The following is a 23344-nucleotide window of genomic DNA, read 5'->3' as shown; positions in this document are numbered from 1 at the left end:
AACAAAAATATTTTCCTATATCTGTGCATATTGACGAGTATACATTCTCATTTAGGGAAAATATAAAGATATAAAGGTAAAAACAATTTCCAGTTTTACCCTCTTCTTTCAACTCAGCTCTACGAATTTCAAAAGGAACTAAAGCAATATCTTTTTAATAATGAATATTATTGTATTGCTTTGCACTTTTGTTTATCTTGTTCTTTATAGTCCTCTCATAAAGAACAGAACATCATTATTTTGCACATTCATATGGCTTTTTTAGAAACATTTCTCAATGCTCCTAAGCCCATTTCACAACGACATCCGTAAGTAATTTTGATTAATTTAACATACACAGAATTTGAAACGATAAATTATCATTATAAATTAATTTATTAAGGAAATCTCATCATAATAAATCATACATTAATCTAAATCTTTAGATTTGTGTAACATTCCTTTGATTTATAAAGATAGGAGAATGTTCTTTTCAAGACCTTTTAATGATAAACAAAAAAACTGTTTGCTTGTACATAACAAGCAAAATGAAAACAATACAATAGCTCTAAGATACAACAACTCTTTTATAAGCCTTTTCAAGGAAAGGGATTTTAGTTATTTGAAAACTAATAGAATAATGACAGCTTATAACTTTATAAGGATAATCGTATGCAATAAATCTTGTGTTATTCCTTTCATAAAAAGAGAGGTTTCTTCAAAACAATCTATAGGAGCAATGCCATAACTAGTCTTCCTAGTAAAAGAATACACAGCAAAGCATGAAGTGCTGCATAATCTATCTTATCTTAAAACGGTGACTTCTGAAACGCTTGGAGGCTATAATGCCAAATGAAAAAGTAATCATAAAGACAAACACTGCTTTTATCTTTACAAATGTATTTTTCCCCAATTACGCTGTATCTGCATTTCAGAAATACACAAGACAGATATTCTTAATACTTAGATGCCAACCCAATATAAAAATGTAAAAAAAACCTATGCAGAATGATTTCATTCTTTAATTTTTTTCCAAAAAATCTTTTAGTGCTGCAAATGCCTCATCAGCTTTGTTCCCCTCAGGACCACCAGCCTGCGCCATATCAGGACGGCCACCTCCACCTTTACCACCAAGCATAGCTGAAAGAATACGAACGAGATCAACAGCATTCAATCTATGAGTTAAATCATTCGTAACACCGACAACAGCACTCCCTTTTCCATCCTCCGAGACACTAATAAACGCAACCACTCCAGATCCGATTTGTTTTTTCTCAGAATCGACGAGCGCCTTAAGATCCCGTGGTAAAATATTTTTAACAACGCGTCCGGTAAAAGAAAACCCATTGATGATAGTAATATCACCTTGGCTCCTTTCTGTTATTCCACCACTCAACATCATTTTCTTGCGTACATCATTCAATTCTTTTTCAAGTTTACGACGATCATCAAGCAAAATTCGCACCCGTTCTTCCACACCAACAGAAGAAGTTTTTAAAAGATCAGCAATTTCATGAATACGTTCATCTTGGCGGCTAAGATAAAGACGTGCTTCTTTGCCTGTTAAAGCTTCAATACGCCGCACTCCAGCAGCTACAGAACTTTCAGAAACAATATGAATCAAACCGATATCACCTGTTCGCTCCACATGTGTACCTCCACAAAGCTCTATTGACCAACGCTTTTCTAATCTTCCCTGTTCAAGTGGCTCCCCCATAGAAACAACGCGAACTTCATCACCATATTTTTCACCAAACAATGCCATTGCTCCTTCAGAAATGGCATCATCTACAGCCATGAGGCGCGTTATCACTCTACTATTTTGCAAAATAATCTCATTTGCTAAATCTTCTATTTTTTTCAGTTCTTCTGGTGAAACGGATTTTGGATGTGAAAAATCAAAACGCAACCGATCTGGCGATACAAGAGAGCCCTTTTGTGTAACATGAGATCCCAAAACTTGTCGTAAAGCTTCGTGTAACAAATGAGTAGCAGAATGATTCGCGCGAATTTTCTTACGACGAACAATATCAACCGTTAATTCGACACAATCAGATCTCGATGCCTGACCAGATTTCACCTCCCCAATATGAATAAAAAGACCATCACCCTTTCTTTGGGTATCATGCACCTCAAAAATAAAATTTTCACCAGAAATGATACCGCTATCACCAATTTGCCCACCAGATTCACCATAAAAAGGTGTCTGATTAACAACAAATATAGCTTTCTGACCTGAAGAAATATGATCAACAATTTTACCATCACACACAAGAGCTGTAAGAATACCTTTCGCTGTCTCAGTTTCATAACCTAAAAACTCTGTGGCCCCCACTTGATCACGAACAGAAAACCAGATCTTTTCTGTTACAGCTTCCCCAGAACCAGACCAATTGGCACGCGCTTCCTCTTTTTGACGTTCCATCGCTTTATTAAAGGTATCAACATCAACAGATATTCCACGACGCCGCAAAACATCCTGCGTTAAATCAAGCGGAAAACCATAGGTATCATAAAGCTTGAAAGCAACTTCACCATTTAAATGATCTCCTTCTTTAAGATCGGTACTTGCTTCATTTAACAAACCAAGTCCTCGTTCAAGCGTTTTACGAAAACGTATTTCTTCTAACCTTAAAGTTTCTGAAATCAAAGATTGAGCACGCACCAATTCAGGATAGGCTTGTCCCATTTCGCGAATTAAAGCAGGCAAAAGTCGCCACATCAATGGCTCTTTAGCACCAAGAAGATGCGCATGACGCATAGCACGACGCATAATACGACGTAAAACATATCCTCTTCCTTCATTAGAAGGAAGCACACCATCAGCAATCAAAAATGCAGATGAACGAAGATGATCAGCAATGACACGATGGCTGGCAATAAAATCACCCTTTGCCTCAATCCCTGTAATTTCTTCTGATGCAGCAATTAATGCACGAAAAAGATCAATATCATAATTATCATGAACACCCTGCAAAACAGCAGCAATACGCTCTAATCCCATACCGGTATCAATAGAAGGATGAGGCAAGTCAACACGTTCCTCCTTGGAAATCTGCTCATATTGCATAAAAACAAGATTCCAAATCTCAATAAAGCGATCGCCATCTTCTTCCATACTTCCAGGAGGACCGCCCCAGATTTTATCACCATGATCATAAAAAATCTCCGAACAAGGCCCACAAGGGCCTGTTTCTCCCATCGACCAAAAATTATCAGCCGTCGCAATACGGACAATTTTTTCATCTGGAAGACCTGAAATTTTACGCCACAGTTCAGCAGCAACATCATCACTCTGGTAAACTGTCACCAACAATTTATCTTTTGGCAGGCAAAATTCCTTTGTTAAAAGATTCCATGATAAAAAAATGGCTTCTTCTTTGAAATAATCACCGAAAGAAAAATTACCCAGCATTTCAAAAAATGTATGATGGCGCGCCGTATAACCAACATTATCAAGATCATTATGCTTTCCACCCGCACGAACACATTTTTGTGCCGTTGTTGCCTGCTTATAAGGAGGTTGTTCAAGTCCAGTAAAAACATTTTTAAACTGCACCATCCCTGCATTTGTAAACATAAGTGTAGGATCATTTCGCGGAACAAGCGGACTAGAAGAAAGAACTTTATGCCCATTACGATGAAAATAATCCAAAAATATTGACCGAATATTATTAACACTATTCATACTGACACCTGCTTAATACAGCACAAAACCATAAAAGAAAAATCCCCCCTCATTAAATATCCTCTTCGCCACGCATGGAGTCAATTTAATCAAAGAATGGAATATTTGTTTTAAAAAATTGAGAAAAAAATGACTGTATATTTAAAAACTCAAACAAAAAAACAGAAAAATCTTAAAGGAAAAAAATTATAGACGAAAAAAACGCTCCATCAAATGGTTTCATCACTTTCTATATTTTCTGACCCTGCATTTTCTAACAATTCAATCGCAATCAAACCAGCATTTTGACGCAAAGCTGATTCAATCTCTGTAGCTATTTCCGCATGTTCACGTAAAAACTGCTTTGCATTTTCACGCCCCTGTCCTAAACGCTGAGAATTATAAGAAAACCAAGCACCAGATTTTTCCACAATACCAACCTTGACACCCAAATCAATCAATTCACCTACTTTGGAAATACCTTCACCATAAATAATATCAAACTCAACTTGTTTGAATGGGGGTGCCAGTTTATTCTTCACCACTTTAACACGCGTCTGATTACCAACGATTGCATCCCTATCTTTAATGGATCCAATGCGACGAATATCTAAACGAACAGAAGCATAAAACTTTAAAGCGTTTCCACCCGTTGTCGTTTCGGGAGAACCAAACATTACACCAATTTTCATGCGAATTTGATTAATAAAGACAACCATACAGTTAGAGCGAAAAATTGCTGCTGTTAATTTTCGCAAAGCTTTACTCATTAACCGAGCTTGCAATCCGGGCAAAGCATCACCCATTTCACCGTCAATTTCTGCTCGCGGTGTTAAAGCCGCGACAGAATCCACAACAAGCACATCAACTGCACCAGAACGAACCAACGTTTCTGTAATTTCCAATGCCTGTTCACCAGTATCTGGCTGAGAAATGAACAAATTTTCTAAATCAACACCAAGCTTACGCGCATAAATAGGATCAAGTGCATGCTCTGCATCAATAAAAGCACAAATCCCACCCCCTTTCTGTGCCTCAGCAATAGCATGTAGAGCCAATGTTGTTTTCCCAGAACTTTCTGGTCCATAAATCTCAACAATACGCCCCTTCGGTAATCCACCAATCCCCAAAGCAATATCTAAGGATAACGACCCTGTTGGAACTGTTTCAATTTCAACAACCTGCTCTTTTTGCCCAAGACGCATAATCGAGCCTTTACCAAAAGAACGTTCAATTTGTGAGAGAGCAGCATCGAGAGCTTTTGTTTTATCCACGATTATATCCTTGACCGATTCATAATAACCTAAAACTTAAGTGTACACTGTACTTTTAATTTAACTAAAGGCTTGAGTTTAGATTTTCACAGACTATTTCCATTCCTATCCCCACATTATGCCCATAACATTCATGACCATCACAATAAAGAATTGGCATTGCTTATCTTATCACACAAAATAAACTCCAATAAAATAATATCCCCATGAGAGCGTAGTTAGCATATTTATATCCCTCTAGAAAAGGAACAATTTAAATTTAAACACAATGTTCTACTGCCCTTCTGCTTATCCCTTTGATTAAGTACTTAAGAGACTAAGAATTCTCCTGCTATTGATCACACAAAAACGCATTATCAATCAACCTCATCCCCTATCGCATCAAAGAACAAAACGCCATTGTGTTGCATATTCATGCACTTGATTTAAGAAACATCTCTCAACACCCCCAACCTCACTTCGTGACAACACCCATGAATGCGGTATACTGTAAAGCCCTTTGGGAGCCACCATCTTTACACTAAAGAATGAGAAAGTCGGCACCATCACACTATTTATCATCTCCCAATGTTGCGACAACTCTCGGCACTTAAGACGCTTCATAAGAAGAATTTTTAGTTCTTTCTTGTACAGTTTTTATCACACGCTAATCCTGCTTATAACACACAAGCGAATGATTTGATTGCTTCAACAAATACCAGGCTTGGAATGAGTAAAATTCACGGTATTTAGGACTTTCATTCAACTTACAAAACAGTGAGTTATCGTTATAAATCAATTATATTATTTAATAAAAACCACAAAAATAAAGCAGCTTAAAAGTTGAATAACACATTTAAATTTGATAAAAGAATATGCACTTTTGAAGATATCAAAAAAATCTCTACGAGCAATGCAATAAATATTTAAAATATAAGCTAAATTGCTCATACAATAACATAAGAGATAAAAAATAAATCCAAGATCAATAAAACATGTGTTTCTACTCAAATTTTATTTTTGATCTTTACGTTTTTTGCGCAATTGTTTCCACCACTCAAGACGTTTTACAATTTCACGCTCAAAACCACGCTCAACTGGCTTATAATAACTCTGACGCCCAAGTTTTTCGGGAAAATATTCTTGTCCTGAAAAAGCGTCTGGTTCATCATGGTCATAACAATAACCATTTCCAAACCCTTCCTCCTTCATAAATTTCGTAGGGGCATTAAGAATATGCTTAGGAGGTGATAAAGAGCCATTTTTGCGCGCACAACGCAGTGCTGCTTTATACGCGAGATATGTTGCATTTGACTTTGGCGCAGTTGCAACATAAAGACATGCTTGCGCCAAAGCCAATTCTCCTTCTGGTGATCCTAAATAATCATAGGCATCTTTTGCTGCATTACAAATGACAAGAGCTTGAGGATCCGCCAAACCAACATCTTCAACAGCCATACGAACCAATCTTCGCCCAATATAGAGAGGATCTTCACCAGCATCCAACATACGTGCCAAATAATAAAGCGCAGCATCAGGATCAGATCCACGAACGGATTTATGCAACGCTGAAATGAGATTATAATGCCCATCTCGTCCTTTATCATAAATGGGCACACGACGCTGAATAACTTTTTGCAAAGCAACAACATCAAGAATCTCTCCCAATGGTGCAATAGACCAAACTTCCTCTGCCAATGTTAACGCTACCCGCGCATCACCATCAGACATCTCTATCAAAACGTCTCTGGCATCATTATCCAAGGGAAGAGTTTTTCCCTCCACTTCTTCAGCACGCCTCAAAAGCATGTCCAAACTTTCATGATCATGTGAAAGAAATGTTACAACACGTGCACGCGAAAGAAGAGCAGCATTAAGTTCAAAAGAAGGATTTTCGGTTGTTGCACCTATAAGTACCACAGTACCGTCTTCCATCACAGAAAGAAAACTATCCTGCTGTGCACGATTAAACCGATGAATTTCATCAACAAAGAGAACTGTTTTATCTCCAGATATAAAACGCCTCTGCGCAACTTCAAAAATCTTTTTAAGTTCAGAAACTCCTGTAAAAATAGCAGAAATCTGTTCAAATGCGAAGTTCGTTTCAAGTGCTAACAAACGTGCAACGGTTGTTTTTCCCGTCCCTGGAGGCCCCCAAAAAATCATCGATCCAATTGAGCCAGTTGCCACCATACGTGAAAGCAAACCATCCTCTCCAATCAAATGCTTTTGTCCCACAACATCATTGAGAGAACAAGGGCGCATTCTTTCTGCAAGTGGCTGATTTTTATTAACTTGAAAATCAAACGACGAAGTAAAAAAATCTTTCTTCAAAAAAACCTCAACGAATAAATTGGCGAATATACATACCATCACGTTCATATTCCAATTGCCAAGTACGCGAACGAGCTTGCATAAGAACCTTTTTCAACTGATGAACTGTTTGAATTTTATGACCATTTACAACACGTAGAATATCTCCTGACTGAAAAATTCCAGCTGCATTGCTCATGTCATCAAGGTTGGTAATCACAACCCCTTTTGCAGATATAGGAAGATGAAAACGTCGACTATTTTGCGGTGTTAAATCTAACACTTCAGCACCAGCAAGAGGACTGTCACCCGTGATTTTTTCAGATTTTAAAAATGCAGTTTCTGATATCGATGAAACTGTTATTTGTGTTTTTAAAGTTTTTCCATTTCGTAAATATTCCAAAGCAAGACTATGCTCAACGTCAGCTGTCATCAAACGATACCCAAGACTATCTGGAGTATCAACGCGTACCCCTTGCACACTCAAAATAACATCACCTACTTTCAATCCAGCTTTTTCAGCAGGACTATCTTTGATAACTTCAATAATCAGAGCACCATAGGGACGTTCTAAACCTAAACCACCAGCAATATCAGGTGTAACATTTTGAAAAGAAGCCCCTACATAAGGCGGCACAAAATATTTTCCACCGCGTTTAACAGTATCAAGCATCACTTTTACAAGATTAACTGGAATAGCAAAACCAATCCCTACAGAACCACCAGAACGCGAATAAATAGCCGTATTAATTCCGATTAATTGACCTTTCATATCAATTAAAGCGCCACCAGAATTCCCTGGATTAATGGCAGCGTCTGTTTGAATAAAAAAGTCAAAATCAGAAATCCCAACACGTGTACGCGCTTGCGCTGAAACAATACCACTTGTAACTGTTTGACCAACACCAAAAGGATTACCAATAGCAAGAACAAGATCACCAACTTCAACAGCATCAGAATTTCCCAAAGAAAGAACAGGGAATTGAGCATCTTTTTCCTCAACTTCAAGAATTGCAATATCAGTTGCTTCATCTTTGAGCACGATCTTACTCTCAAACTCCCGCCCATCAGAAAAAGCCACTTTAATTTCGCTTGCATCTTTAATGACGTGGTAATTTGTAACAATCAAACCACGTGCATCAACAATCACCCCTGATCCTAATGACGATTGCTTACGAACAGGAAAGTTATTTTGAAAACGACCAAAAAATTGCTCAAAAAATGGATCGCCTTCAAAAGGTGATCGTGCTCTAATTTGTCGAGCTGCATAAATATTTACAACAGATGGAACTGTCTTTTTAACTAAAGGAGCAAATGAAAGAGTGATTTCTGTTTGTGTTTGAGGCACATGAGCATATACATGATCAAATGATATCTGCATCATAATTGCAAAAAAAATCCGCACCCAAAAAGAATATCTCATAATCCACTCCTTATAAAACCAGTACATTCTGTTGAAGATTAATAGAATTAAAAAACTCATCCCCGCAAATTAAGGATCTCTATTAATATTTCATAATAGAGAATAAAAACAACCTATTTGAACAATAAATATTATAAAAATAAGATAATTCAATGTCCTATAATTTTCTCTCTGCACCTATTTCTCAATTAAAACAAACTTAAAAATGCTCACAAAAAAACCGCCTAAGACAAGGCGGCCTTAAAAAATCTAACAGAATTAAAAAACTCTACGAAGATGTCCCCTTTTCATTCTCAGAAGCCTCCATGCGAGCACGATCCCCAGCACCCTTCGCTTCAACATCACGATCAACAAATTCTATAACAGCCATAGGCGCATTATCACCGGTACGAAACCCCGCTTTCATAATACGTAAATATCCACCGTTGCGTGATGCATAACGTGGCGCAAGCGTATCAAATAATTTTGCAACCTTTCCTGCATCACGAAGTGCTGCAATTGCTTGCCGACGCGCATGCAAACCACCACGCTTACCAAGAGTAACGAGTTTTTCAACAATAGGACGAATTTCTTTAGCCTTTGGAAGCGTTGTCACAATCTGCTCATGCTCGATCAACGAAGTTGCCATATTTGCAAACATCGCTTTACGGTGACTGGCAGTACGATTCAACTTGCGTCCTGACTTACTGTGGCGCATAAGCCCTCTCCTTAAATTCTAATTTTAATATTGATCTTCATAACGTTTTGCAAGATCATCAATGTTTTCAGGCGGCCACGCAGGAATTTCCATCCCAAGATGTAATCCCATACATGCCAAAACTTCTTTAATCTCATTCAACGATTTGCGACCAAAATTCGGTGTACGAAGCATTTCAGATTCTGTTTTTTGAATAAGATCACCAATATAGACAATATTATCATTCTTAAGACAATTTGCCGAACGAACTGAAAGTTCTAATTCATCCACTTTTTTGAGAAGAGCAGGATTAAAAGAAAGCTCAGAATCAGCCTCTTCAACAGGCTCCTTCTGTGGCTCTTCAAAGTTAATAAATAGCGATAATTGATCCTGAAGAATGCGTGCTGCAAAAGCAACAGCATCCTCTCCATTAACCGCACCATTCGTTTCAATCGTTAAGGTCAATTTATCATAATCCAAAACTTGACCTTCACGCGTATTTTCCACTTTATAAGACACTTTACGAATTGGTGAATAAAGACTATCAATTGGAATAAGCCCTATACGTGCATCATCAACACAATTACGATCAGATGGAACATACCCCTTCCCTGTGTTGACAATGAACTCCATACGAATTTCAGCATCTTCATCAAGAGTACAAATAACATGATCTGGATTTAGAATTTGCATATCCCCAACGGTACTGATATCTCCCGCTTTCACGACACCAGGCCCCTCTTTATAAACAACGACACGTTTAGGACCTTCTTCTTCCATACGAAGCGCAATTTCCTTTATATTCAGAATAATATCTGTAACATCCTCACGCACACCTGGAATCGATGAAAATTCATGTAAGACACCGTCAATCTGCACAGCAGTAATAGCAGCACCACGAAGCGAAGATAACAACACGCGACGAAGTGCATTTCCTAACGTTAAGCCAAAACCCCGCTCAAGAGGTTCAGCGATCACACTTATAACATTTGGATTATCATGCGCACATGATTCAACCTTATTGGGTTTAATAAGTTCTTGCCAGTTTTTCTGGATCATATTTTTATTCCCGTTCTTTAGTTCCGTTACCATTCAATCGTAACGACCAATGTGAACATCAGAGAAATCTCCGACAACAAAAAACAACACCCAATTAAACACGCCGCCTTTTCCGCGGACGACATCCATTATGAGGAATTGGTGTTACATCACGAATAGAAGTAATGACAAAACCAACAGATTGCAATGCACGCAGAGCAGATTCACGCCCTGATCCAGGTCCACAAACTTCAACTTCCAAAGAACGCATACCATGCTCTTGCGCTTTTCTTGCACAATCCTCCGCAGCAACTTGAGCAGCAAAAGGTGTCGATTTACGCGCACCTTTAAACCCTTGGGCCCCCGCAGATGACCAAGCAATTGCATTACCCTGAGCATCAGTAATAGTAATCATTGTGTTATTAAATGTTGAATTAATATGCACAACACCCGATGAAATATTTTTACGTTCGCGACGACGAACACGTGTGGCTTCCTTGGCCATAATTTCCCTTTCAACGATCTCATCACTGCCGTAACATCAGCAGCTCCACCTTCTTTTCCTTGTCAAAAAAATCAAACAAGAAACAGAATATATAAAAACCTTCCAAAAAGGCTCTTATTTCTTTTTACCGGCAATTGCCTTAGCTGGTCCTTTACGCGTACGAGCATTTGTATGTGTACGCTGCCCTCGGACAGGCAAAGACCGGCGATGACGCAATCCTCGATAACAACCAAGGTCCATCAAACGCTTAACATTCATAGCAACCTCACGACGAAGATCACCTTCAACTTGATAGCCTTGATCTATCGCCTCACGAATCTGCAGCACCTCAGCATCTGAAAGCTCATGCACACGACGCCCCAAGGGAATGCCAACTCTTTCAATAATTTCTTGAGCAAATTTTGGTCCAATCCCGTGGATATATTGAAGCGCAATAATTACACGCTTATTTGTCGGGATATTGACGCCAGCAATACGAGCCACGCCTACTCTCCTTAGTTATTTTGACAAATTGTTATAAAATACCTGATATACCTTACAGAAAAAAATAGACTCAGAAAAAAATTCTTCCGAATCCTATTATTTCACTAAAATAAATTAAATTCGTTTGTGATAGATTTCATCTCAAAAGTCAACTCTTTTCATTTATTTCTAAAAAAATCTTATGAAAGAAAACCTCTAATCATGCGTGTCACTTCAGTAATACCAATCATTCCATCAATGACCTTCAACATTCCCCTCTCTGAATAAAATTTTGATAAGGGAGCGGTTTTTTCACGATATTCTACTAATCTTTTTGCAAAAGCAACAGGATTGTCATCTAAACGAACCTGTCCACCAGCCGCTATTGTTTCCTCAACGCGCTTCTTCATACGTTCAATCAACACGTCTTCATCAACACACAACTCAATAACAGCATCAAGCCGCATATTTTTTGACTGCAAAATCTGCTGTAACGCTTCTGCCTGCCCCACAGTTCGAGGATATCCATCCAAAACAAAACCGTTTACACAATCAGTTTCATCAATCCTATCTGATACGATTTGGTTAACAATATTATCAGGAACCAAAGCACCAGAACTTATAATAGCTTTAGCTTTTTTACCAATCTCTGTTTCTTTGGCAATCACCTCACGCAACATATCCCCTGTTGATAAATGAGGAATGTTATATTCCTCGGTCAACATTTTTGCTTGCGTACCTTTTCCTGCTCCAGGAGGACCTAAAAGAATAACTCTCATCGATTCCTTCTACCTCCACGAAGTTTTGATTTTTTTATCAACCCTTCATATTGGTGGGCAACAAGATACCCCTGAATTTGAGCAACCGTATCAAGCGTAACAGTAACAACAATCAACAAGGATGTTCCCCCAAGATAAAAAGGAACCTGCAATGCAGATATCATAAATTCAGGTAACAAACAAACCAAGATAATATAAACAGCGCCCACAACAGTAATACGCGTCAAAACGTAATCAATATATTCGGCTGTACGCTCACCTGGACGAATCCCTGGAATAAAACCAGAATGTTTTTTCAACTGATCTGCAGTATCACTTGGATTAAACACAATAGCTGTATAAAAAAAGCAAAAAAACGCCATTAAAAATGCATAAACAATCATATAAAGTGGCTGTCCATGACCAAGAGCATAAGAAATCGCCTGAACCCATTGTGGCATTTTATCAGAAAAATTATTAATAGTGGCAGGTAATAATAATAAAGATGAAGCAAAAATAGGTGGAATAACACCAGCAGTATTCAACTTTAAAGGAAGATGCGACATATCTCCTTGAAACATTTGATTCCCAACCTGACGTTTCGGATACTGGATAAGAATTCGCCGTTGCGCACGCTCTATAAAAACAATAAGCCCAATAACCAAAACAGCAATAAGAACGATTCCTATTAAAAGAAAAGTTGATAAATCAGCCTGACTATGAGCTGTCAAAAGCTGAGCAAAAGTAGAAGGAAAGTTGGCTACAATCCCTGTAAAAATGATAAGAGAAACCCCATTACCAACACCACGTGACGTAATTTGCTCGCCAAGCCACATGAGAAACATCGTTCCGCCAACAAGGGTAATAACAGAAGAAATACGAAACATAAGACCTGGTTCTAAAACAATTTGAAGCCCCGTCCCTATACCGCTTTCAAGCGCAATCGCAATACCAAAAGCTTGTAGAATTGCCAATACTACTGTTACATAACGCGTATACTGATTGATAATCTTACGACCTAATTCCCCTTCTTTTTTAAGAGTTTCCAAAGAAGGAATAATAGATGTTAACAATTGCACAATAATAGATGCCGATATATAAGGCATGATACCCAGCGCAAAAATAGCCATACGCCCAACGGCACCCCCAGCAAACATATTAAAGAGTCCTAATACACCCGACGCATGATGTTCAAATGTTTGCCGTAAAGCATCGATATTAATACCTGGAAGAGAGATGTAAGTGCCAAAGCGATATACAAGAAGCGCTGCCAGAGTAAACCAGATGCGTTTCTTTAATTCAGTTGCACGAGAAAAGGTACCGAAGTTTATATTGGAAGCAAATTGCTCTGCTGCTGATGCCATAAAACGTCTCCACTTCACTACTCCAGTTCTTTAAATCACGGAAGTATAACCCTAAAATTCATATATACATACACAAATAAATGCAGAACTTAAAAAATTCCCCACAAAAGATCCCGCAGAACAGATGTAACTCTTCTTTAGGTCTCTACTCATATAAAAAATTATTGAGCAATATCAGGAAAAATAACCTGACCACCCACTTTTTCAATCTTAACACGAGCAGCTTGTGAAGCACCAGAAACATGAAAGGTAATCTTAGCCTTCAAATCACCATCAGAAAGAAGACGAACCCCATCTTTTTCACGACGAATAATACCAGCTTCTTTCAAAGCAATCATATCAACAGGCTTTTCAATATTCAACTTACCTGCATCAACTGCCAACTGAATACGTCCTAGTGAAACTTCATTGTAGGTTTTGGCAAAGAAATTTCTAAATCCACGTTTTGGCAAACGACGATAGATAGGCATTTGCCCACCTTCAAAACCATTAAGGGAAACACCAGAACGCGACTTTTGCCCTTTTACACCACGACCACCAGTCTTACCCGTACCGGATCCAATACCACGCCCAACACGCTTACGATTTTTTGTTGCGCCTTCACAATCACGCAGTTCATTGAGTTTCATATCTAATACTCCCGCAACCCTTAACCTTCATCTATAACGCGAACAAGATGCCGAACCTGAGCAATCATACCCCGCACACAAAGTGTATCATCTAAAACGCGCCGACGACGCATTTTATTTAGTCCAAGCCCCTTTAAGGTTGCACGCTGAATCTGTGAGTTTCGAATAGGGCTTCCAATTTGCTCAACCGTGATAGTTTTACCACTCTGAGATTTTTTCTGAACCATTTTCTAATTCCTTTTCTGATAATCTCAGAAACTATCCTTCTAGGTCAACTAAATGGCGACGACGCGCCTGCAAAGTCGAATATTTTATACCACGCTGAGCAGCAATATCTCTAGGATGCATTTGATGTTTCAATGCATCAAATGTTGCACGAACCATGTTATAAGGATTAGACGATCCCAATGATTTTGCAACGACATCCTGCATACCAAGAGCTTCAAAAATAGCACGCATCGGTCCCCCAGCAATAATACCAGTACCAGCAGAAGCCGAACGTAGCAAAACACGCCCAGCTCCATGACGCCCTTCAAGATCATGGTGCAATGTACGTCCAGACCGAAGCGGAACATAAATCATCCCACGTTTTGCAGATTCCGTTGCTTTACGAACGGCTTCTGGAACTTCACGGGCTTTACCATGTCCAAAACCTACACGTCCTTTTTGATCTCCAACGACAACAAGAGCAGCAAAACCAAAACGCCGACCACCCTTTACAACTTTAGCAACACGATTGATATGAACTAGCCTATCGACAAACTCATTATCGCGTTCTTCTCTCTCACCACGTTCTTTTTGTGCCATTCCTCATTCCTTTTTCTTTTCCGGAAGCACGATAACAAAGTCCCTCATCAAACTGGAAGAACTTAAACGAAATAATCTAAACTCTCCTTACTCACTCACAAATAAGAAATTTTAGAAATTCAAACCACCTTCACGAGCAGCTTCAGCTAAAGCCTTGACTCGACCATGATACACATACGCTCCACGATCAAAAACCACTTCATTAACACCCGCTTGCTTCGCACGCTCAGCAATTAACTTACCAACAGCAAAAGCTGCTTTTTTATCAGCACCACTCTTTAACGACTTTTTTAAATCACTTTCAAGAGTAGAGGCTGAAACAAGTGTACATCCCCGCAAATCATCGATAACTTGAGCATAAATGTTCTGATTTGAACGATAAACACTAAGCCGAGGACGATCATGAGAAACCATTTTAATTCTACGACGAACACGCCTTGCACGACGTTGGATAATGTCCTTAGATGAAACCATAATACAAAATCCTTATTTCTTTTTACCTTCTTTACGGAAGATACGTTCATCTGCATGCTTAACACCTTTACCTTTATAAGGCTCAGGTCTACGATACTCACGAATCTCCGCTGCAACTTGTCCAACTTGCTGTTTATCAATTCCAGAAACAACAATTTCTGTCGGCTTAGGAACAGTTACAGTAACACCCGATGGAACTTTATAAACCACATCATGGGAAAATCCTAGAGATAGTTGGACATCCTTACCCTGCAAAGCAGCACGATAACCAACCCCATTAATCTCCAACCTCTTTTCAAAACCATCTTTCACACCACAAAAAATGTTCTCAATCATTGAGCGCGACATACCCCATTTAGAACGCGCATCTTTTGACTGATCCCGCGGCATAACTGATATGATATTTTCCTCAAACTTGACTAAGACTTCATCATTGACGACGTAGCTCAGCTCACCTTTTGGACCTTTTGCCTTAACCAGCTGACCTTCAACAGTAGCAGTAACTCCAGAAGGAATTGAAATGGGTTTCTTTCCAATACGAGACATTGTTCTAACCTACTTTTTCTTCCGTTTTCTTGACATAACTTAGAAAACACGACAAAGGAGTTCTCCACCAACATTCTGTTCACGCGCCTCATGATCTGCCATGACGCCTTTAGGAGTCGATAAAATCGAAATACCAAGACCATTTGCCACCTGTGGAAGTGACTTAGCAGAAACATACACACGACGACCTGGCTTTGATACACGTGAAATCTCACGAATAGCAGCCAGCCCTTCAAAATACTTCAATTCGATTTCAATTTCAGCTTTCCCATCACCTAAATCAATTTGATTATATCCACGAATATAACCTTCCGACTGAAGAACATCAAGAACGTGCACACGAAGCTTCGAAGCTGGAGTAACTACTTTACCTTTTTTACGACCAAGTGCATTACGAATACGTGTTAACATATCACCAAGAGGATCTGACATAGACATTAAATAATCTCCTCTTACCAACTAGACTTTACAATACCAGGAATATGGCCAATAGAGCCAAGCTCACGCAACGCAATTCGCGACATTTTTAATTTACGATAATAAGCCCGCGGACGACCTGAAACCTCACAGCGATTACGAATACGAACTTTCGAAGAATTACGTGGCAACTCTGCCAACTGAACAGAAGCTTTAAAACGTTCTTCAAGAGAAACCTTCTGATCCATAACTATTGCTTTCAAACGTGCACGACGGGCAGCATAACGCTTTACCATCACCTCACGACGCTTATTTTTTTCAACGGCACTTACTTTGGCCATACTTTCACCTCACTATGTCTGCCGTTACGAACGAAAAGGAAAATTAAAAGCACGCAATAACTCACGAGCTTCATCATCCGTTTTTGCTGTCGTACAAACAATAATATCCATGCCCCAAATTTGATCAACTTTATCATAGTTGATTTCTGGAAACACAATGTGTTCTTTAATACCCATAGCAAAATTGCCACGACCATCAAAACTCTTTGGATTCAAACCACGAAAGTCACGAACCCGTGGAAGAGCAATCGTAACAAGACGATCTAAAAACTCAAACATACGATCTTTACGCAATGTAACTTTAGCCCCAAGAGGCATTCCTTCACGAACCTTAAAGGTCGCAATAGAATTACGCGCACGTGTAACAACAGCCTTCTGACCTGTTATTAGCCCTAAATCCTCAGCAGCAAGAGAAGGCTTCTTCGAATCAGCAGTTGCTTCACCTATCCCCATATTTATTACAATTTTATCAATCCGCGGAATTTGCATCGCATTTCTGTAATTAAACTTCTCTTGAAGCGCTTTACGAATCACTTCAAAATAATGCGCTTTCATACGCGGTATTTGTCTTTCCTCAGCCATTAATCAACTCTCCCGAACGCTTGGCAAAACGCACTTTATTACCATCTGCATTCATACGAAAGCCTACACGTGTAGGCTTACCATCTTTAGGATCAGCAATCGCCAAATTAGACAGATGAATCGGAGCTTCTTTAGAAATAATTCCAGCTTCTTGCTTCTGCGTTTGACGTTGATGACGTTTAATCATATTAATCCCACGAACAAAAGCCTTATTCTCTTTTGGACTAACCTTAATTACTTCACCACTACATCCTTTATCCTTACCGGATAAAACAACAACTTTATCACCTTTTCGAATCTTCTGCATAACATTTACTCCTTACAGAACTTCAGGAGCGAGCGAGATGATCTTCATATGATTCCTACCACGCAATTCGCGGGGAACAGGTCCAAAGATACGAGTACCGATCGGCTCTTTTTTATTATCCACTAAAACCGCAGCATTACTATCAAAACGAATGACACTACCATCTGCGCGACGAATATCCTTAGCAGTACGAACCACAACAGCTTTCATAACATCACCTTTTTTAACACGGCCACGAGGAATAGCATCCTTAACCGAAACAACAATAATGTCACCGACCGAAGCATATTTCCGCTTTGAACCGCCTAACACCTTGATGCACATGACACGACGAGCACCAGAATTATCAGCAACGTCGAGGTTTGTTTGCATCTGAATCATGACTGGCCACCTTCTCTTAACACATATATCCGATTGTACCTTTTATACACTCGGATTTGCCTGCCAAATAACGATAAAGTCATCGCCTTTAAATTTATCAATGATAAAAACACTGTTAAATTCTAAAACAATAAACTTAACTCATTACGCTACATTGTCTTTTACAACAATCCAACATTTATCTTTCGAAATTGGTCTAGATTCTTGAATAGAAACTTGATCCCCAATCTTGAATTGGTTGTTTTCGTCATGCGCTTTATAATTTTTAGACTGCCGAACAGTCTTCTTAAGAAGCGGATGAGAATAACGGCGCTCAACTTTGACAACAACAGTCTTATCACTTTTGTCGCTAATAACAACACCCTGCAAAACGCGTTTAGGCATCTCTCATTTCCTTAAACCTTACTTTCACTTACCTTTTGACGAAGAAAAGTTTTAATACGCGCAATATCACGACGAACCTGTCTAACACGCGCAGTCTTTTCTAATTGACCTGTTGCTTTTTGAAAACGCAAATTAAATTGCTCTTTCTTTAACTTAGCCAATTCATCTTTCATTTGGTCGAGCGTTTGCGCCCGTAATTCTGTGGCTTTCATCGCTTAACCTCATTATTCAGCAATACGCTGGATGAAACGCGTTTTTATAGGCAACTTTGCAGCACCCAATCTTAGTGCTTCACGTGCAACATCCTCAGGAACTCCATCAAGCTCAAACATGATGCGTCCAGGAGCAACACGTGCAGCCCAATAATCGACACTTCCCTTACCTTTACCCATACGAACTTCAGTCGGTTTAGATGTAACCGGAAGATCTGGAAAAATGCGAATCCACACACGACCAGAACGCTTCATATAACGCGTAATCGCACGGCGCGCCGCTTCAATTTGACGAGCAGTAATCCGCTCCGGCTCAACAGCCTTCAAACCGTAGGCACCGAAATTCAAATCCGTACCACCCTTCGCAACACCGTGAATACGGCCCTTGAACTGTTTACGGAACTTTGTGCGCTTTGGCTGCAACATTGTTCTCTACTCCAAATTTTAGTTCAATCTCAAAAACTAAGCATTTTCACGGCGACGATTCGATGAAGAACCAGATTGATCAACTTCCGTAGCACGACGTTCTGAAGCCATCGGATCATGCTCAAGAATCTCACCCTTAAAGACCCAAACTTTAATACCACAAATACCATAAGCAGTCTTAGCTTCTGCTGTACCGTAATCAACATCAGAACGCAAGGTATGAAGTGGAACACGACCTTCACGATACCATTCCATACGAGCAATTTCAGCACCACCAAGACGGCCAGAACAATTGATACGAATACCTTCCGCACCAAGACGCATAGCAGACTGAACAGCACGCTTCATTGCACGACGAAAAGCAACACGACGCTCTAACTGTTGAGCAATTGATTGCGCAATAATCGTAGCATCAATCTCCGGTTTACGAATCTCCACAATATTCAATGAAGTTTCAGCATCCGTCATTTCCGAGAGCTTACGACGAAGCTTTTCGATATCAGCACCCTTTTTACCAATAATCAAACCAGGACGTGCAGAATGAATCGTAATACGACACTTCTTATGAGGACGCTCAATAACAACCTTCGAAATAGCCGCCTGTTTAAGTTCCTCCAGCACGTATGAACGAATTTTCAAATCTTCATGAAGAAGGCGCCCATATTCACCACTATCAGCATACCAACGAGAATCCCAAGTCCGATTAACACCAAGACGAAGTCCTATTGGATTGATCTTCTGACCCATTACGCGGCCTCCACTTTTTCGGTAACTTCACGAACAATAACAGTAAGATGCGAAAATGGACGTTCAATTCTACTAGCACGCCCTCGACCACGAACATGAAAGCGCTTCATCACTATCGACTTACCAACATAAGCTTCCGCCACAATAAGCGAATCAATATCAAGATCGTGGTTATTCTCTGCATTTGCAATTGCTGATTCAAGCGTTTTTTTCACAGTAGCAGCAATACGCTTGCGTGAAAACATCAAATCAGCGAGTGCCACATTAACTCTTTTACCACGAATCATTGCAGCAACTAAATTAAGCTTCTGCGGACTAACACGAATTGTCCGCGTGACAGCTCTTGCTTCATTATCTCTAAGCTGGCGCGAAACTTTAGCTTTTCCCATTCCTACTTCCTCTTCGCTTTTTTATCGGCACCATGACCATAATAAGTCCGGGTAGGAGCGAACTCACCAAACTTATGTCCAACCATCTCTTCAGAAACAGAAACAGGAATATGCTTATTACCGTTGTAAACACCAAAAGTTAAACCAACAAATTGCGGTAAAATAGTAGAGCGACGACTCCATATTTTTATAACTTCATTGCGCCCACTTGCACGTACCTTCTCTGCTTTACCAAGAAGATAGCCGTCAACAAACGGACCTTTCCACACTGAACGAACCACTTCAGACTACCTTTCTCATTTCTTGCGTTGATGACGCGTACGCATAATAAATTTATCAGTGGCTTTATTGGAGCGCGTACGCTTACCTTTCGTAGGCTTACCCCAAGGAGATACTGGATGGCGCCCCCCCGATGTACGACCTTCACCACCACCGTGCGGATGATCAACAGGGTTCATAGCAACACCACGAACATGTGGACGTTTACCACGCCAACGTGACCGACCTGCCTTACCATCATTAATATTCCCATGATCAGGATTTGAAACAGCACCAACAGTTGCAAAACAGCTACTAGGAACCAAACGCTGTTCACCAGAATTTAAACGAAGAATAGCCATACCATGATCTCGTCCAACCAACTGCGCATAAGTACCCGCTGAACGTGCAATCTGCCCCCCTTTTCCTGGCTTCATCTCAACATTATGAATAATTGTACCTACAGGCATATTAGCAAGAGGCATAGCATTACCTGGTTTAACATCCACATTTAAACCAGCCATAACAGAATCACCAACCGCAAGACGCTGTGGCGCAAGAATATAACTCAATTGCCCGTCCTCATAGCGAATTAAAGCAATAAAAGCAGTACGGTTAGGATCATATTCTAAACGCTCAACCTTTGCTGAAACATCACGTTTAAGACGCTTAAAGTCGACAAACCGATAACTACGTTTATGTCCACCACCCTGAAAACGAGCAGTAACACGACCGCGATTATTACGTCCACCCTTTGAAGACAAACCTTCAGTCAACATCTTTATAGGCTTTCCCTTATAAAGACAAGAACGTTCCACAATAACAAGCTGACGCTGCCCAGGTGTCGTTGGATTAAATTGCTTAAGTGCCATTATTCCTATCTCCGAGCCTCTTTAAAGACCTGTCGAAACGTCGATAGTCTGACCACTGGCCAGAGTTACGATCGCTTTTTTGACATCACTTTGCCGACCAACTATACCTTTGAAACGCTTCACTTTACCCTTGCGGACTATCGTGTTAACTGCTTTAACTTTTACGCTAAAAAGCGCTTCAATAGCAGCCTTAATCTCAGGCTTCGTCGCTTTCGGCGCGACATTAAAAGCAACTTGATTATATTCAGAAATCATAGTCGACTTTTCAGTAATAACTGGACTAATAATTATATCATAATGGCGAAGATCTGTCATTTAAAACGCTCCTCAAGAGCCTCAACAGCTGCCTTTGATAAAACAAGTTTGCTGCGACGCAAAATATCATAAACATTAATTCCCTGAATAGGCAAAATATCAATATTAGGGATATTAGAGACTGCACGAAAAAAGTTAATATCAATCTCTTTACCACCAATCAAGAGAGCGTTATTAAATCCAAGCTTAGAAAAATGAGAAACAAGCATTTTCGTTTTCGCATCCTTAACAGTCAACTCATCCACAATAATTAAGTCTTTTGCTTTTAATTTTGCAGATAAAGCAAGACGTAACCCAAGAGCACGAATCTTTTTAGGAAGATCATGCGCATGGCTACGAACCACCGGTCCATGTGCCTTACCCCCACCTCTAAACTGCGGTGCACGGGCAGATGAATGTCGAGCACGCCCAGTTCCTTTTTGCTTAAACATTTTTGCCCCTGTTCGTGACACATCAGAACGACCTTGGGATTGATGACTCCCCTGCTGACGGCGTGCAAGCTGCCAGCGAACAACACGTTGCAAAATATCCTCACGTGGAACAAGATCAAAAATAGCTTCAGAAACCTTTAACTTGCCAGCTTCATTACCATCAAGAGTTTTAATTACAAGATCCATTATTAGGCTCCCTCAACTTCAGAGGTTTCCGTCACCGGAGTAACCATTTCCGTTTTCTCCTTCACAAGACGGCGAATACCAGCAGGCTTTGGAGCATTATCAGGAAGACGCTTCTTCACAGCATCCCGTACCAAAATCCAAGAACCTTTAGAACCAGAAACAGCACCACGCACTAAAATTAAACCACGTTCACTATCCGTGGAAATAACTTCAATATTCTGTGTTGTTACACGCACTTGCCCCATATGGCCAGCCATTTTTTTACCTTTAAAAACTTTACCAGGATCTTGGCACTGCCCTGTAGAACCATGAGCACGATGTGTGATCGAATTACCATGGGAAGCACGATGCCCACCAAAGTTATGCCGTTTCATAACACCAGCAAACCCCTTACCAATACTGGTACCAGTCACATCAACTCTCTGTCCTGGAACAAAATGTTCCACTGTAATCTCAGTACCAACATCAAGAAGATTGTCGGGACTCACACGAAACTCTGCTATTTTAGCTTTAGGCTCAACAGAAGCCTTAGCAAAATGTCCACGAAGAGCTTGTGAAGTGTTCTTAACTTTAGCAAAGCCTACACCTAATTGAACAGCAGTATAACCATTCTTTTCAACTGTACGCTGAGCAACGACTTGACAATTCTCCAAACGAAGTACGGTCACCGGCACATGCTCACCAGCATCATTATAAATACGGGTCATGCCCAGCTTCTGTGCTATTACACCTGAACGCATCGGGTCTGTTCCTTCTGTCCTCAAACCTCAGAGCTTAATTTCTACATCCACACCAGCAGAAAGATCGAGCTTCATAAGCGCATCCACTGTTTGCGGCGTTGGATCAACAATATCAAGAAGACGCTTATGTGTTCGCATCTCAAACTGCTCACGACTCTTCTTATCGATATGGGGTCCACGATTGACCGTAAACTTCTCAATCCGCGTCGGAAGCGGAATGGGACCACGGACATTTGCACCAGTACGTTTAGCAGTCGATACAATCTCACGCGTCGACGTATCAAGAATCCTATGATCAAACGCTTTTAAGCGAATGCGAATATTTTGACTGTTCATGCTCTTTATTTCCCTGTTATAGAAAGTGCCTTCAATAATAAAAGCACTCAACAAGCATTATTTATTCAATGATCTTAGAGACGATACCGGCACCAACAGTACGACCACCTTCACGAATAGCAAAAC

Annotated in this window: 32 protein-coding genes and 1 pseudogene; all 33 read right to left on the bottom strand. The window is 39.9% G+C overall.

Translation table 11 applies throughout. From position 1 onward, the window contains the following. Positions 1-1000 precede the first annotated feature (1000 nt). Positions 1001-3667, bottom strand: a complete 2667-nt coding sequence (gene alaS, locus ACFIKG_RS04400) for an alanine--tRNA ligase (protein WP_375651823.1) — start codon at positions 3665-3667, stop codon at positions 1001-1003. Positions 3668-3876: 209 nt separating this feature from the next. Beyond that, positions 3877-4920 (bottom strand): recombinase RecA, encoded by a 1044-nt coding sequence (gene recA, locus ACFIKG_RS04395; RefSeq protein ID WP_015856564.1) that lies wholly within the window; start codon positions 4918-4920, stop codon positions 3877-3879. A gap of 381 nt (positions 4921-5301) precedes the next feature. Beyond that, complete coding sequence (locus ACFIKG_RS04390) at positions 5302-5481, bottom strand: hypothetical protein (protein WP_375651822.1); 180 nt, start codon at positions 5479-5481, stop codon at positions 5302-5304. 432 nt (positions 5482-5913) lie between these two features. After that, the gene (locus tag ACFIKG_RS04385; protein WP_375626988.1) at positions 5914-7233 is read right to left on the bottom strand and encodes a replication-associated recombination protein A; all 1320 of its coding nucleotides are present in this window, start codon (positions 7231-7233) and stop codon (positions 5914-5916) included. Positions 7234-7240: 7 nt separating this feature from the next. Beyond that, positions 7241-8635: a DegQ family serine endoprotease gene (locus ACFIKG_RS04380; RefSeq protein ID WP_375651821.1), complete on the bottom strand. Its 1395-nt coding sequence runs from the start codon at positions 8633-8635 to the stop codon at positions 7241-7243. 268 nt (positions 8636-8903) lie between these two features. Continuing rightward, positions 8904-9332, bottom strand: coding sequence for a 50S ribosomal protein L17 (rplQ, locus tag ACFIKG_RS04375; RefSeq protein WP_273791421.1), 429 nt, complete (start codon positions 9330-9332; stop codon positions 8904-8906). A gap of 24 nt (positions 9333-9356) precedes the next feature. Further along, the gene (locus ACFIKG_RS04370; protein WP_375626041.1) at positions 9357-10370 is read right to left on the bottom strand and encodes a DNA-directed RNA polymerase subunit alpha; all 1014 of its coding nucleotides are present in this window, start codon (positions 10368-10370) and stop codon (positions 9357-9359) included. Positions 10371-10464: 94 nt separating this feature from the next. Next, the gene (gene rpsK / locus ACFIKG_RS04365) at positions 10465-10854 is read right to left on the bottom strand and encodes a 30S ribosomal protein S11 (RefSeq protein ID WP_007347762.1); all 390 of its coding nucleotides are present in this window, start codon (positions 10852-10854) and stop codon (positions 10465-10467) included. Positions 10855-10968: 114 nt separating this feature from the next. Continuing rightward, a complete protein-coding gene (gene rpsM, locus ACFIKG_RS04360) occupies positions 10969-11337 on the bottom strand; it encodes a 30S ribosomal protein S13 (protein ID WP_026500557.1) in 369 nt (122 codons plus the stop codon). Positions 11338-11516: 179 nt separating this feature from the next. Further along, a complete protein-coding gene (locus ACFIKG_RS04355) occupies positions 11517-12095 on the bottom strand; it encodes an adenylate kinase (protein ID WP_015856570.1) in 579 nt (192 codons plus the stop codon). Further along, the gene (secY, locus tag ACFIKG_RS04350) at positions 12092-13438 is read right to left on the bottom strand and encodes a preprotein translocase subunit SecY (protein WP_375626992.1); all 1347 of its coding nucleotides are present in this window, start codon (positions 13436-13438) and stop codon (positions 12092-12094) included. Before secY ends, ACFIKG_RS04355 begins: the two co-directional genes overlap by 4 nt. A 161-nt stretch (positions 13439-13599) precedes the next feature. After that, positions 13600-14067, bottom strand: coding sequence for a 50S ribosomal protein L15 (gene rplO, locus ACFIKG_RS04345; protein ID WP_015856572.1), 468 nt, complete (start codon positions 14065-14067; stop codon positions 13600-13602). A gap of 20 nt (positions 14068-14087) precedes the next feature. Then, positions 14088-14294, bottom strand: a complete 207-nt coding sequence (gene rpmD / locus ACFIKG_RS04340; RefSeq protein ID WP_015856573.1) for a 50S ribosomal protein L30 — start codon at positions 14292-14294, stop codon at positions 14088-14090. A 31-nt stretch (positions 14295-14325) separates the two neighbouring features. After that, complete coding sequence (gene rpsE / locus ACFIKG_RS04335) at positions 14326-14874, bottom strand: 30S ribosomal protein S5 (protein WP_015856574.1); 549 nt, start codon at positions 14872-14874, stop codon at positions 14326-14328. Between the two features lie 111 nt (positions 14875-14985). Continuing rightward, positions 14986-15348, bottom strand: a complete 363-nt coding sequence (gene rplR, locus ACFIKG_RS04330; protein WP_015856575.1) for a 50S ribosomal protein L18 — start codon at positions 15346-15348, stop codon at positions 14986-14988. A 12-nt stretch (positions 15349-15360) separates the two neighbouring features. Further along, positions 15361-15894 carry a 50S ribosomal protein L6 gene (rplF, locus tag ACFIKG_RS04325; RefSeq protein WP_015856576.1) on the bottom strand — a complete coding sequence of 178 codons (534 nt, stop codon included), beginning with the start codon at positions 15892-15894 and terminating at the stop codon, positions 15361-15363. Between the two features lie 39 nt (positions 15895-15933). Beyond that, positions 15934-16332, bottom strand: coding sequence for a 30S ribosomal protein S8 (gene rpsH / locus ACFIKG_RS04320; RefSeq protein WP_375626998.1), 399 nt, complete (start codon positions 16330-16332; stop codon positions 15934-15936). Between the two features lie 14 nt (positions 16333-16346). Continuing rightward, positions 16347-16652, bottom strand: coding sequence for a 30S ribosomal protein S14 (gene rpsN, locus ACFIKG_RS04315; RefSeq protein WP_005773283.1), 306 nt, complete (start codon positions 16650-16652; stop codon positions 16347-16349). Between the two features lie 24 nt (positions 16653-16676). Further along, the gene (rplE, locus tag ACFIKG_RS04310) at positions 16677-17234 is read right to left on the bottom strand and encodes a 50S ribosomal protein L5 (protein ID WP_015856578.1); all 558 of its coding nucleotides are present in this window, start codon (positions 17232-17234) and stop codon (positions 16677-16679) included. Next, complete coding sequence (gene rplX, locus ACFIKG_RS04305) at positions 17227-17541, bottom strand: 50S ribosomal protein L24 (protein ID WP_015856579.1); 315 nt, start codon at positions 17539-17541, stop codon at positions 17227-17229. The genes rplE and rplX overlap by 8 nt, the downstream gene beginning before the upstream one ends. 12 nt (positions 17542-17553) lie before the next feature. Next, positions 17554-17922 (bottom strand): 50S ribosomal protein L14, encoded by a 369-nt coding sequence (gene rplN, locus ACFIKG_RS04300; RefSeq protein WP_004855715.1) that lies wholly within the window; start codon positions 17920-17922, stop codon positions 17554-17556. A gap of 144 nt (positions 17923-18066) precedes the next feature. After that, positions 18067-18306 carry a 30S ribosomal protein S17 gene (gene rpsQ / locus ACFIKG_RS04295; protein WP_012231991.1) on the bottom strand — a complete coding sequence of 80 codons (240 nt, stop codon included), beginning with the start codon at positions 18304-18306 and terminating at the stop codon, positions 18067-18069. Positions 18307-18317: 11 nt separating this feature from the next. After that, positions 18318-18518 carry a 50S ribosomal protein L29 gene (gene rpmC, locus ACFIKG_RS04290; RefSeq protein ID WP_273788260.1) on the bottom strand — a complete coding sequence of 67 codons (201 nt, stop codon included), beginning with the start codon at positions 18516-18518 and terminating at the stop codon, positions 18318-18320. A gap of 12 nt (positions 18519-18530) precedes the next feature. Further along, complete coding sequence (gene rplP, locus ACFIKG_RS04285; protein ID WP_015856581.1) at positions 18531-18944, bottom strand: 50S ribosomal protein L16; 414 nt, start codon at positions 18942-18944, stop codon at positions 18531-18533. A 36-nt stretch (positions 18945-18980) separates the two neighbouring features. Then, positions 18981-19691, bottom strand: coding sequence for a 30S ribosomal protein S3 (gene rpsC / locus ACFIKG_RS04280; protein ID WP_015856582.1), 711 nt, complete (start codon positions 19689-19691; stop codon positions 18981-18983). Continuing rightward, a complete protein-coding gene (rplV, locus tag ACFIKG_RS04275) occupies positions 19691-20080 on the bottom strand; it encodes a 50S ribosomal protein L22 (protein WP_208439680.1) in 390 nt (129 codons plus the stop codon). Before rplV ends, rpsC begins: the two co-directional genes overlap by 1 nt. A gap of 2 nt (positions 20081-20082) precedes the next feature. Next, entirely contained in the window at positions 20083-20361 is a 279-nt protein-coding gene (gene rpsS, locus ACFIKG_RS04270) for a 30S ribosomal protein S19 (RefSeq protein ID WP_004855734.1), read from the bottom strand. Between the two features lie 15 nt (positions 20362-20376). Next, positions 20377-21210 carry a 50S ribosomal protein L2 gene (gene rplB, locus ACFIKG_RS04265; RefSeq protein WP_273788259.1) on the bottom strand — a complete coding sequence of 278 codons (834 nt, stop codon included), beginning with the start codon at positions 21208-21210 and terminating at the stop codon, positions 20377-20379. Between the two features lie 21 nt (positions 21211-21231). Continuing rightward, positions 21232-21525 carry a 50S ribosomal protein L23 gene (locus ACFIKG_RS04260; protein WP_375619911.1) on the bottom strand — a complete coding sequence of 98 codons (294 nt, stop codon included), beginning with the start codon at positions 21523-21525 and terminating at the stop codon, positions 21232-21234. Then, on the bottom strand, positions 21522-22142 hold the full coding sequence (gene rplD, locus ACFIKG_RS04255) for a 50S ribosomal protein L4 (RefSeq protein WP_015856586.1): 621 nt from the start codon (positions 22140-22142) through the stop codon (positions 21522-21524). Before rplD ends, ACFIKG_RS04260 begins: the two co-directional genes overlap by 4 nt. Positions 22143-22144: 2 nt before the next feature. Further along, on the bottom strand, positions 22145-22882 hold the full coding sequence (rplC, locus tag ACFIKG_RS04250; RefSeq protein ID WP_015856587.1) for a 50S ribosomal protein L3: 738 nt from the start codon (positions 22880-22882) through the stop codon (positions 22145-22147). 27 nt (positions 22883-22909) lie between these two features. After that, positions 22910-23218 carry a 30S ribosomal protein S10 gene (rpsJ, locus tag ACFIKG_RS04245; RefSeq protein WP_005773267.1) on the bottom strand — a complete coding sequence of 103 codons (309 nt, stop codon included), beginning with the start codon at positions 23216-23218 and terminating at the stop codon, positions 22910-22912. 61 nt (positions 23219-23279) lie between these two features. Continuing rightward, positions 23280-23344: pseudogene (locus tag ACFIKG_RS04240) on the bottom strand (elongation factor Tu); the annotation flags it as partial.

The sequence above is a fragment of the Bartonella sp. LB28NMGDW genome, assembly GCF_042194435.1.
Lineage (GTDB): Bacteria > Pseudomonadota > Alphaproteobacteria > Rhizobiales > Rhizobiaceae > Bartonella > Bartonella grahamii.
Note: the sequence above shows the minus strand (reverse complement) of the source record. Positions and strands in the feature narration are given on the sequence as shown.

Bases quoted from the DNA above. Each gene is read 5' to 3' on its own strand.
- rplB (WP_273788259.1), bottom strand. From the start codon at position 21,210: ATGGCACTTAAGCAATTTAATCCAACGACACCTGGGCAGCGTCAGCTT.
- ACFIKG_RS04260 (WP_375619911.1), bottom strand. From the start codon at position 21,525: ATGACAGATCTTCGCCATTATGATATAATTATTAGTCCAGTTATTACT.
- rplQ (WP_273791421.1), bottom strand. From the start codon at position 9,332: ATGCGCCACAGTAAGTCAGGACGCAAGTTGAATCGTACTGCCAGTCAC.
- rpsJ (WP_005773267.1), bottom strand. From the start codon at position 23,218: ATGAACAGTCAAAATATTCGCATTCGCTTAAAAGCGTTTGATCATAGG.
- rpsE (WP_015856574.1), bottom strand. From the start codon at position 14,874: ATGGCACAAAAAGAACGTGGTGAGAGAGAAGAACGCGATAATGAGTTT.
- rplN (WP_004855715.1), bottom strand. From the start codon at position 17,922: ATGATTCAGATGCAAACAAACCTCGACGTTGCTGATAATTCTGGTGCT.
- rplD (WP_015856586.1), bottom strand. From the start codon at position 22,142: ATGGATCTTGTAATTAAAACTCTTGATGGTAATGAAGCTGGCAAGTTA.
- rpsQ (WP_012231991.1), bottom strand. From the start codon at position 18,306: ATGCCTAAACGCGTTTTGCAGGGTGTTGTTATTAGCGACAAAAGTGAT.
- ACFIKG_RS04380 (WP_375651821.1), bottom strand. From the start codon at position 8,635: ATGAGATATTCTTTTTGGGTGCGGATTTTTTTTGCAATTATGATGCAG.
- rplR (WP_015856575.1), bottom strand. From the start codon at position 15,348: ATGGTTTCATCTAAGGACATTATCCAACGTCGTGCAAGGCGTGTTCGT.
- alaS (WP_375651823.1), bottom strand. From the start codon at position 3,667: ATGAATAGTGTTAATAATATTCGGTCAATATTTTTGGATTATTTTCAT.
- ACFIKG_RS04370 (WP_375626041.1), bottom strand. From the start codon at position 10,370: ATGATCCAGAAAAACTGGCAAGAACTTATTAAACCCAATAAGGTTGAA.
- rplP (WP_015856581.1), bottom strand. From the start codon at position 18,944: ATGTTGCAGCCAAAGCGCACAAAGTTCCGTAAACAGTTCAAGGGCCGT.
- rplO (WP_015856572.1), bottom strand. From the start codon at position 14,067: ATGAAACTCAATGAACTGCGTGATTGTGAAGGCGCAACAAAAAATCGT.
- rplX (WP_015856579.1), bottom strand. From the start codon at position 17,541: ATGCAGAAGATTCGAAAAGGTGATAAAGTTGTTGTTTTATCCGGTAAG.
- rpmC (WP_273788260.1), bottom strand. From the start codon at position 18,518: ATGAAAGCCACAGAATTACGGGCGCAAACGCTCGACCAAATGAAAGAT.
- ACFIKG_RS04355 (WP_015856570.1), bottom strand. From the start codon at position 12,095: ATGAGAGTTATTCTTTTAGGTCCTCCTGGAGCAGGAAAAGGTACGCAA.
- rplV (WP_208439680.1), bottom strand. From the start codon at position 20,080: ATGGGAAAAGCTAAAGTTTCGCGCCAGCTTAGAGATAATGAAGCAAGA.
- rpsH (WP_375626998.1), bottom strand. From the start codon at position 16,332: ATGTCTATGTCAGATCCTCTTGGTGATATGTTAACACGTATTCGTAAT.
- rpsK (WP_007347762.1), bottom strand. From the start codon at position 10,854: ATGGCCAAGGAAGCCACACGTGTTCGTCGTCGCGAACGTAAAAATATT.
- rplF (WP_015856576.1), bottom strand. From the start codon at position 15,894: ATGTCTCGTATTGGAAAGAAACCCATTTCAATTCCTTCTGGAGTTACT.
- rpsC (WP_015856582.1), bottom strand. From the start codon at position 19,691: ATGGGTCAGAAGATCAATCCAATAGGACTTCGTCTTGGTGTTAATCGG.
- rpmD (WP_015856573.1), bottom strand. From the start codon at position 14,294: ATGGTTCAGAAAAAATCTCAGAGTGGTAAAACTATCACGGTTGAGCAA.
- secY (WP_375626992.1), bottom strand. From the start codon at position 13,438: ATGGCATCAGCAGCAGAGCAATTTGCTTCCAATATAAACTTCGGTACC.
- rplE (WP_015856578.1), bottom strand. From the start codon at position 17,234: ATGGCTGAGGAAAGACAAATACCGCGTATGAAAGCGCATTATTTTGAA.
- ACFIKG_RS04390 (WP_375651822.1), bottom strand. From the start codon at position 5,481: ATGATAAATAGTGTGATGGTGCCGACTTTCTCATTCTTTAGTGTAAAG.
- rpsN (WP_005773283.1), bottom strand. From the start codon at position 16,652: ATGGCCAAAGTAAGTGCCGTTGAAAAAAATAAGCGTCGTGAGGTGATG.
- rplC (WP_015856587.1), bottom strand. From the start codon at position 22,882: ATGCGTTCAGGTGTAATAGCACAGAAGCTGGGCATGACCCGTATTTAT.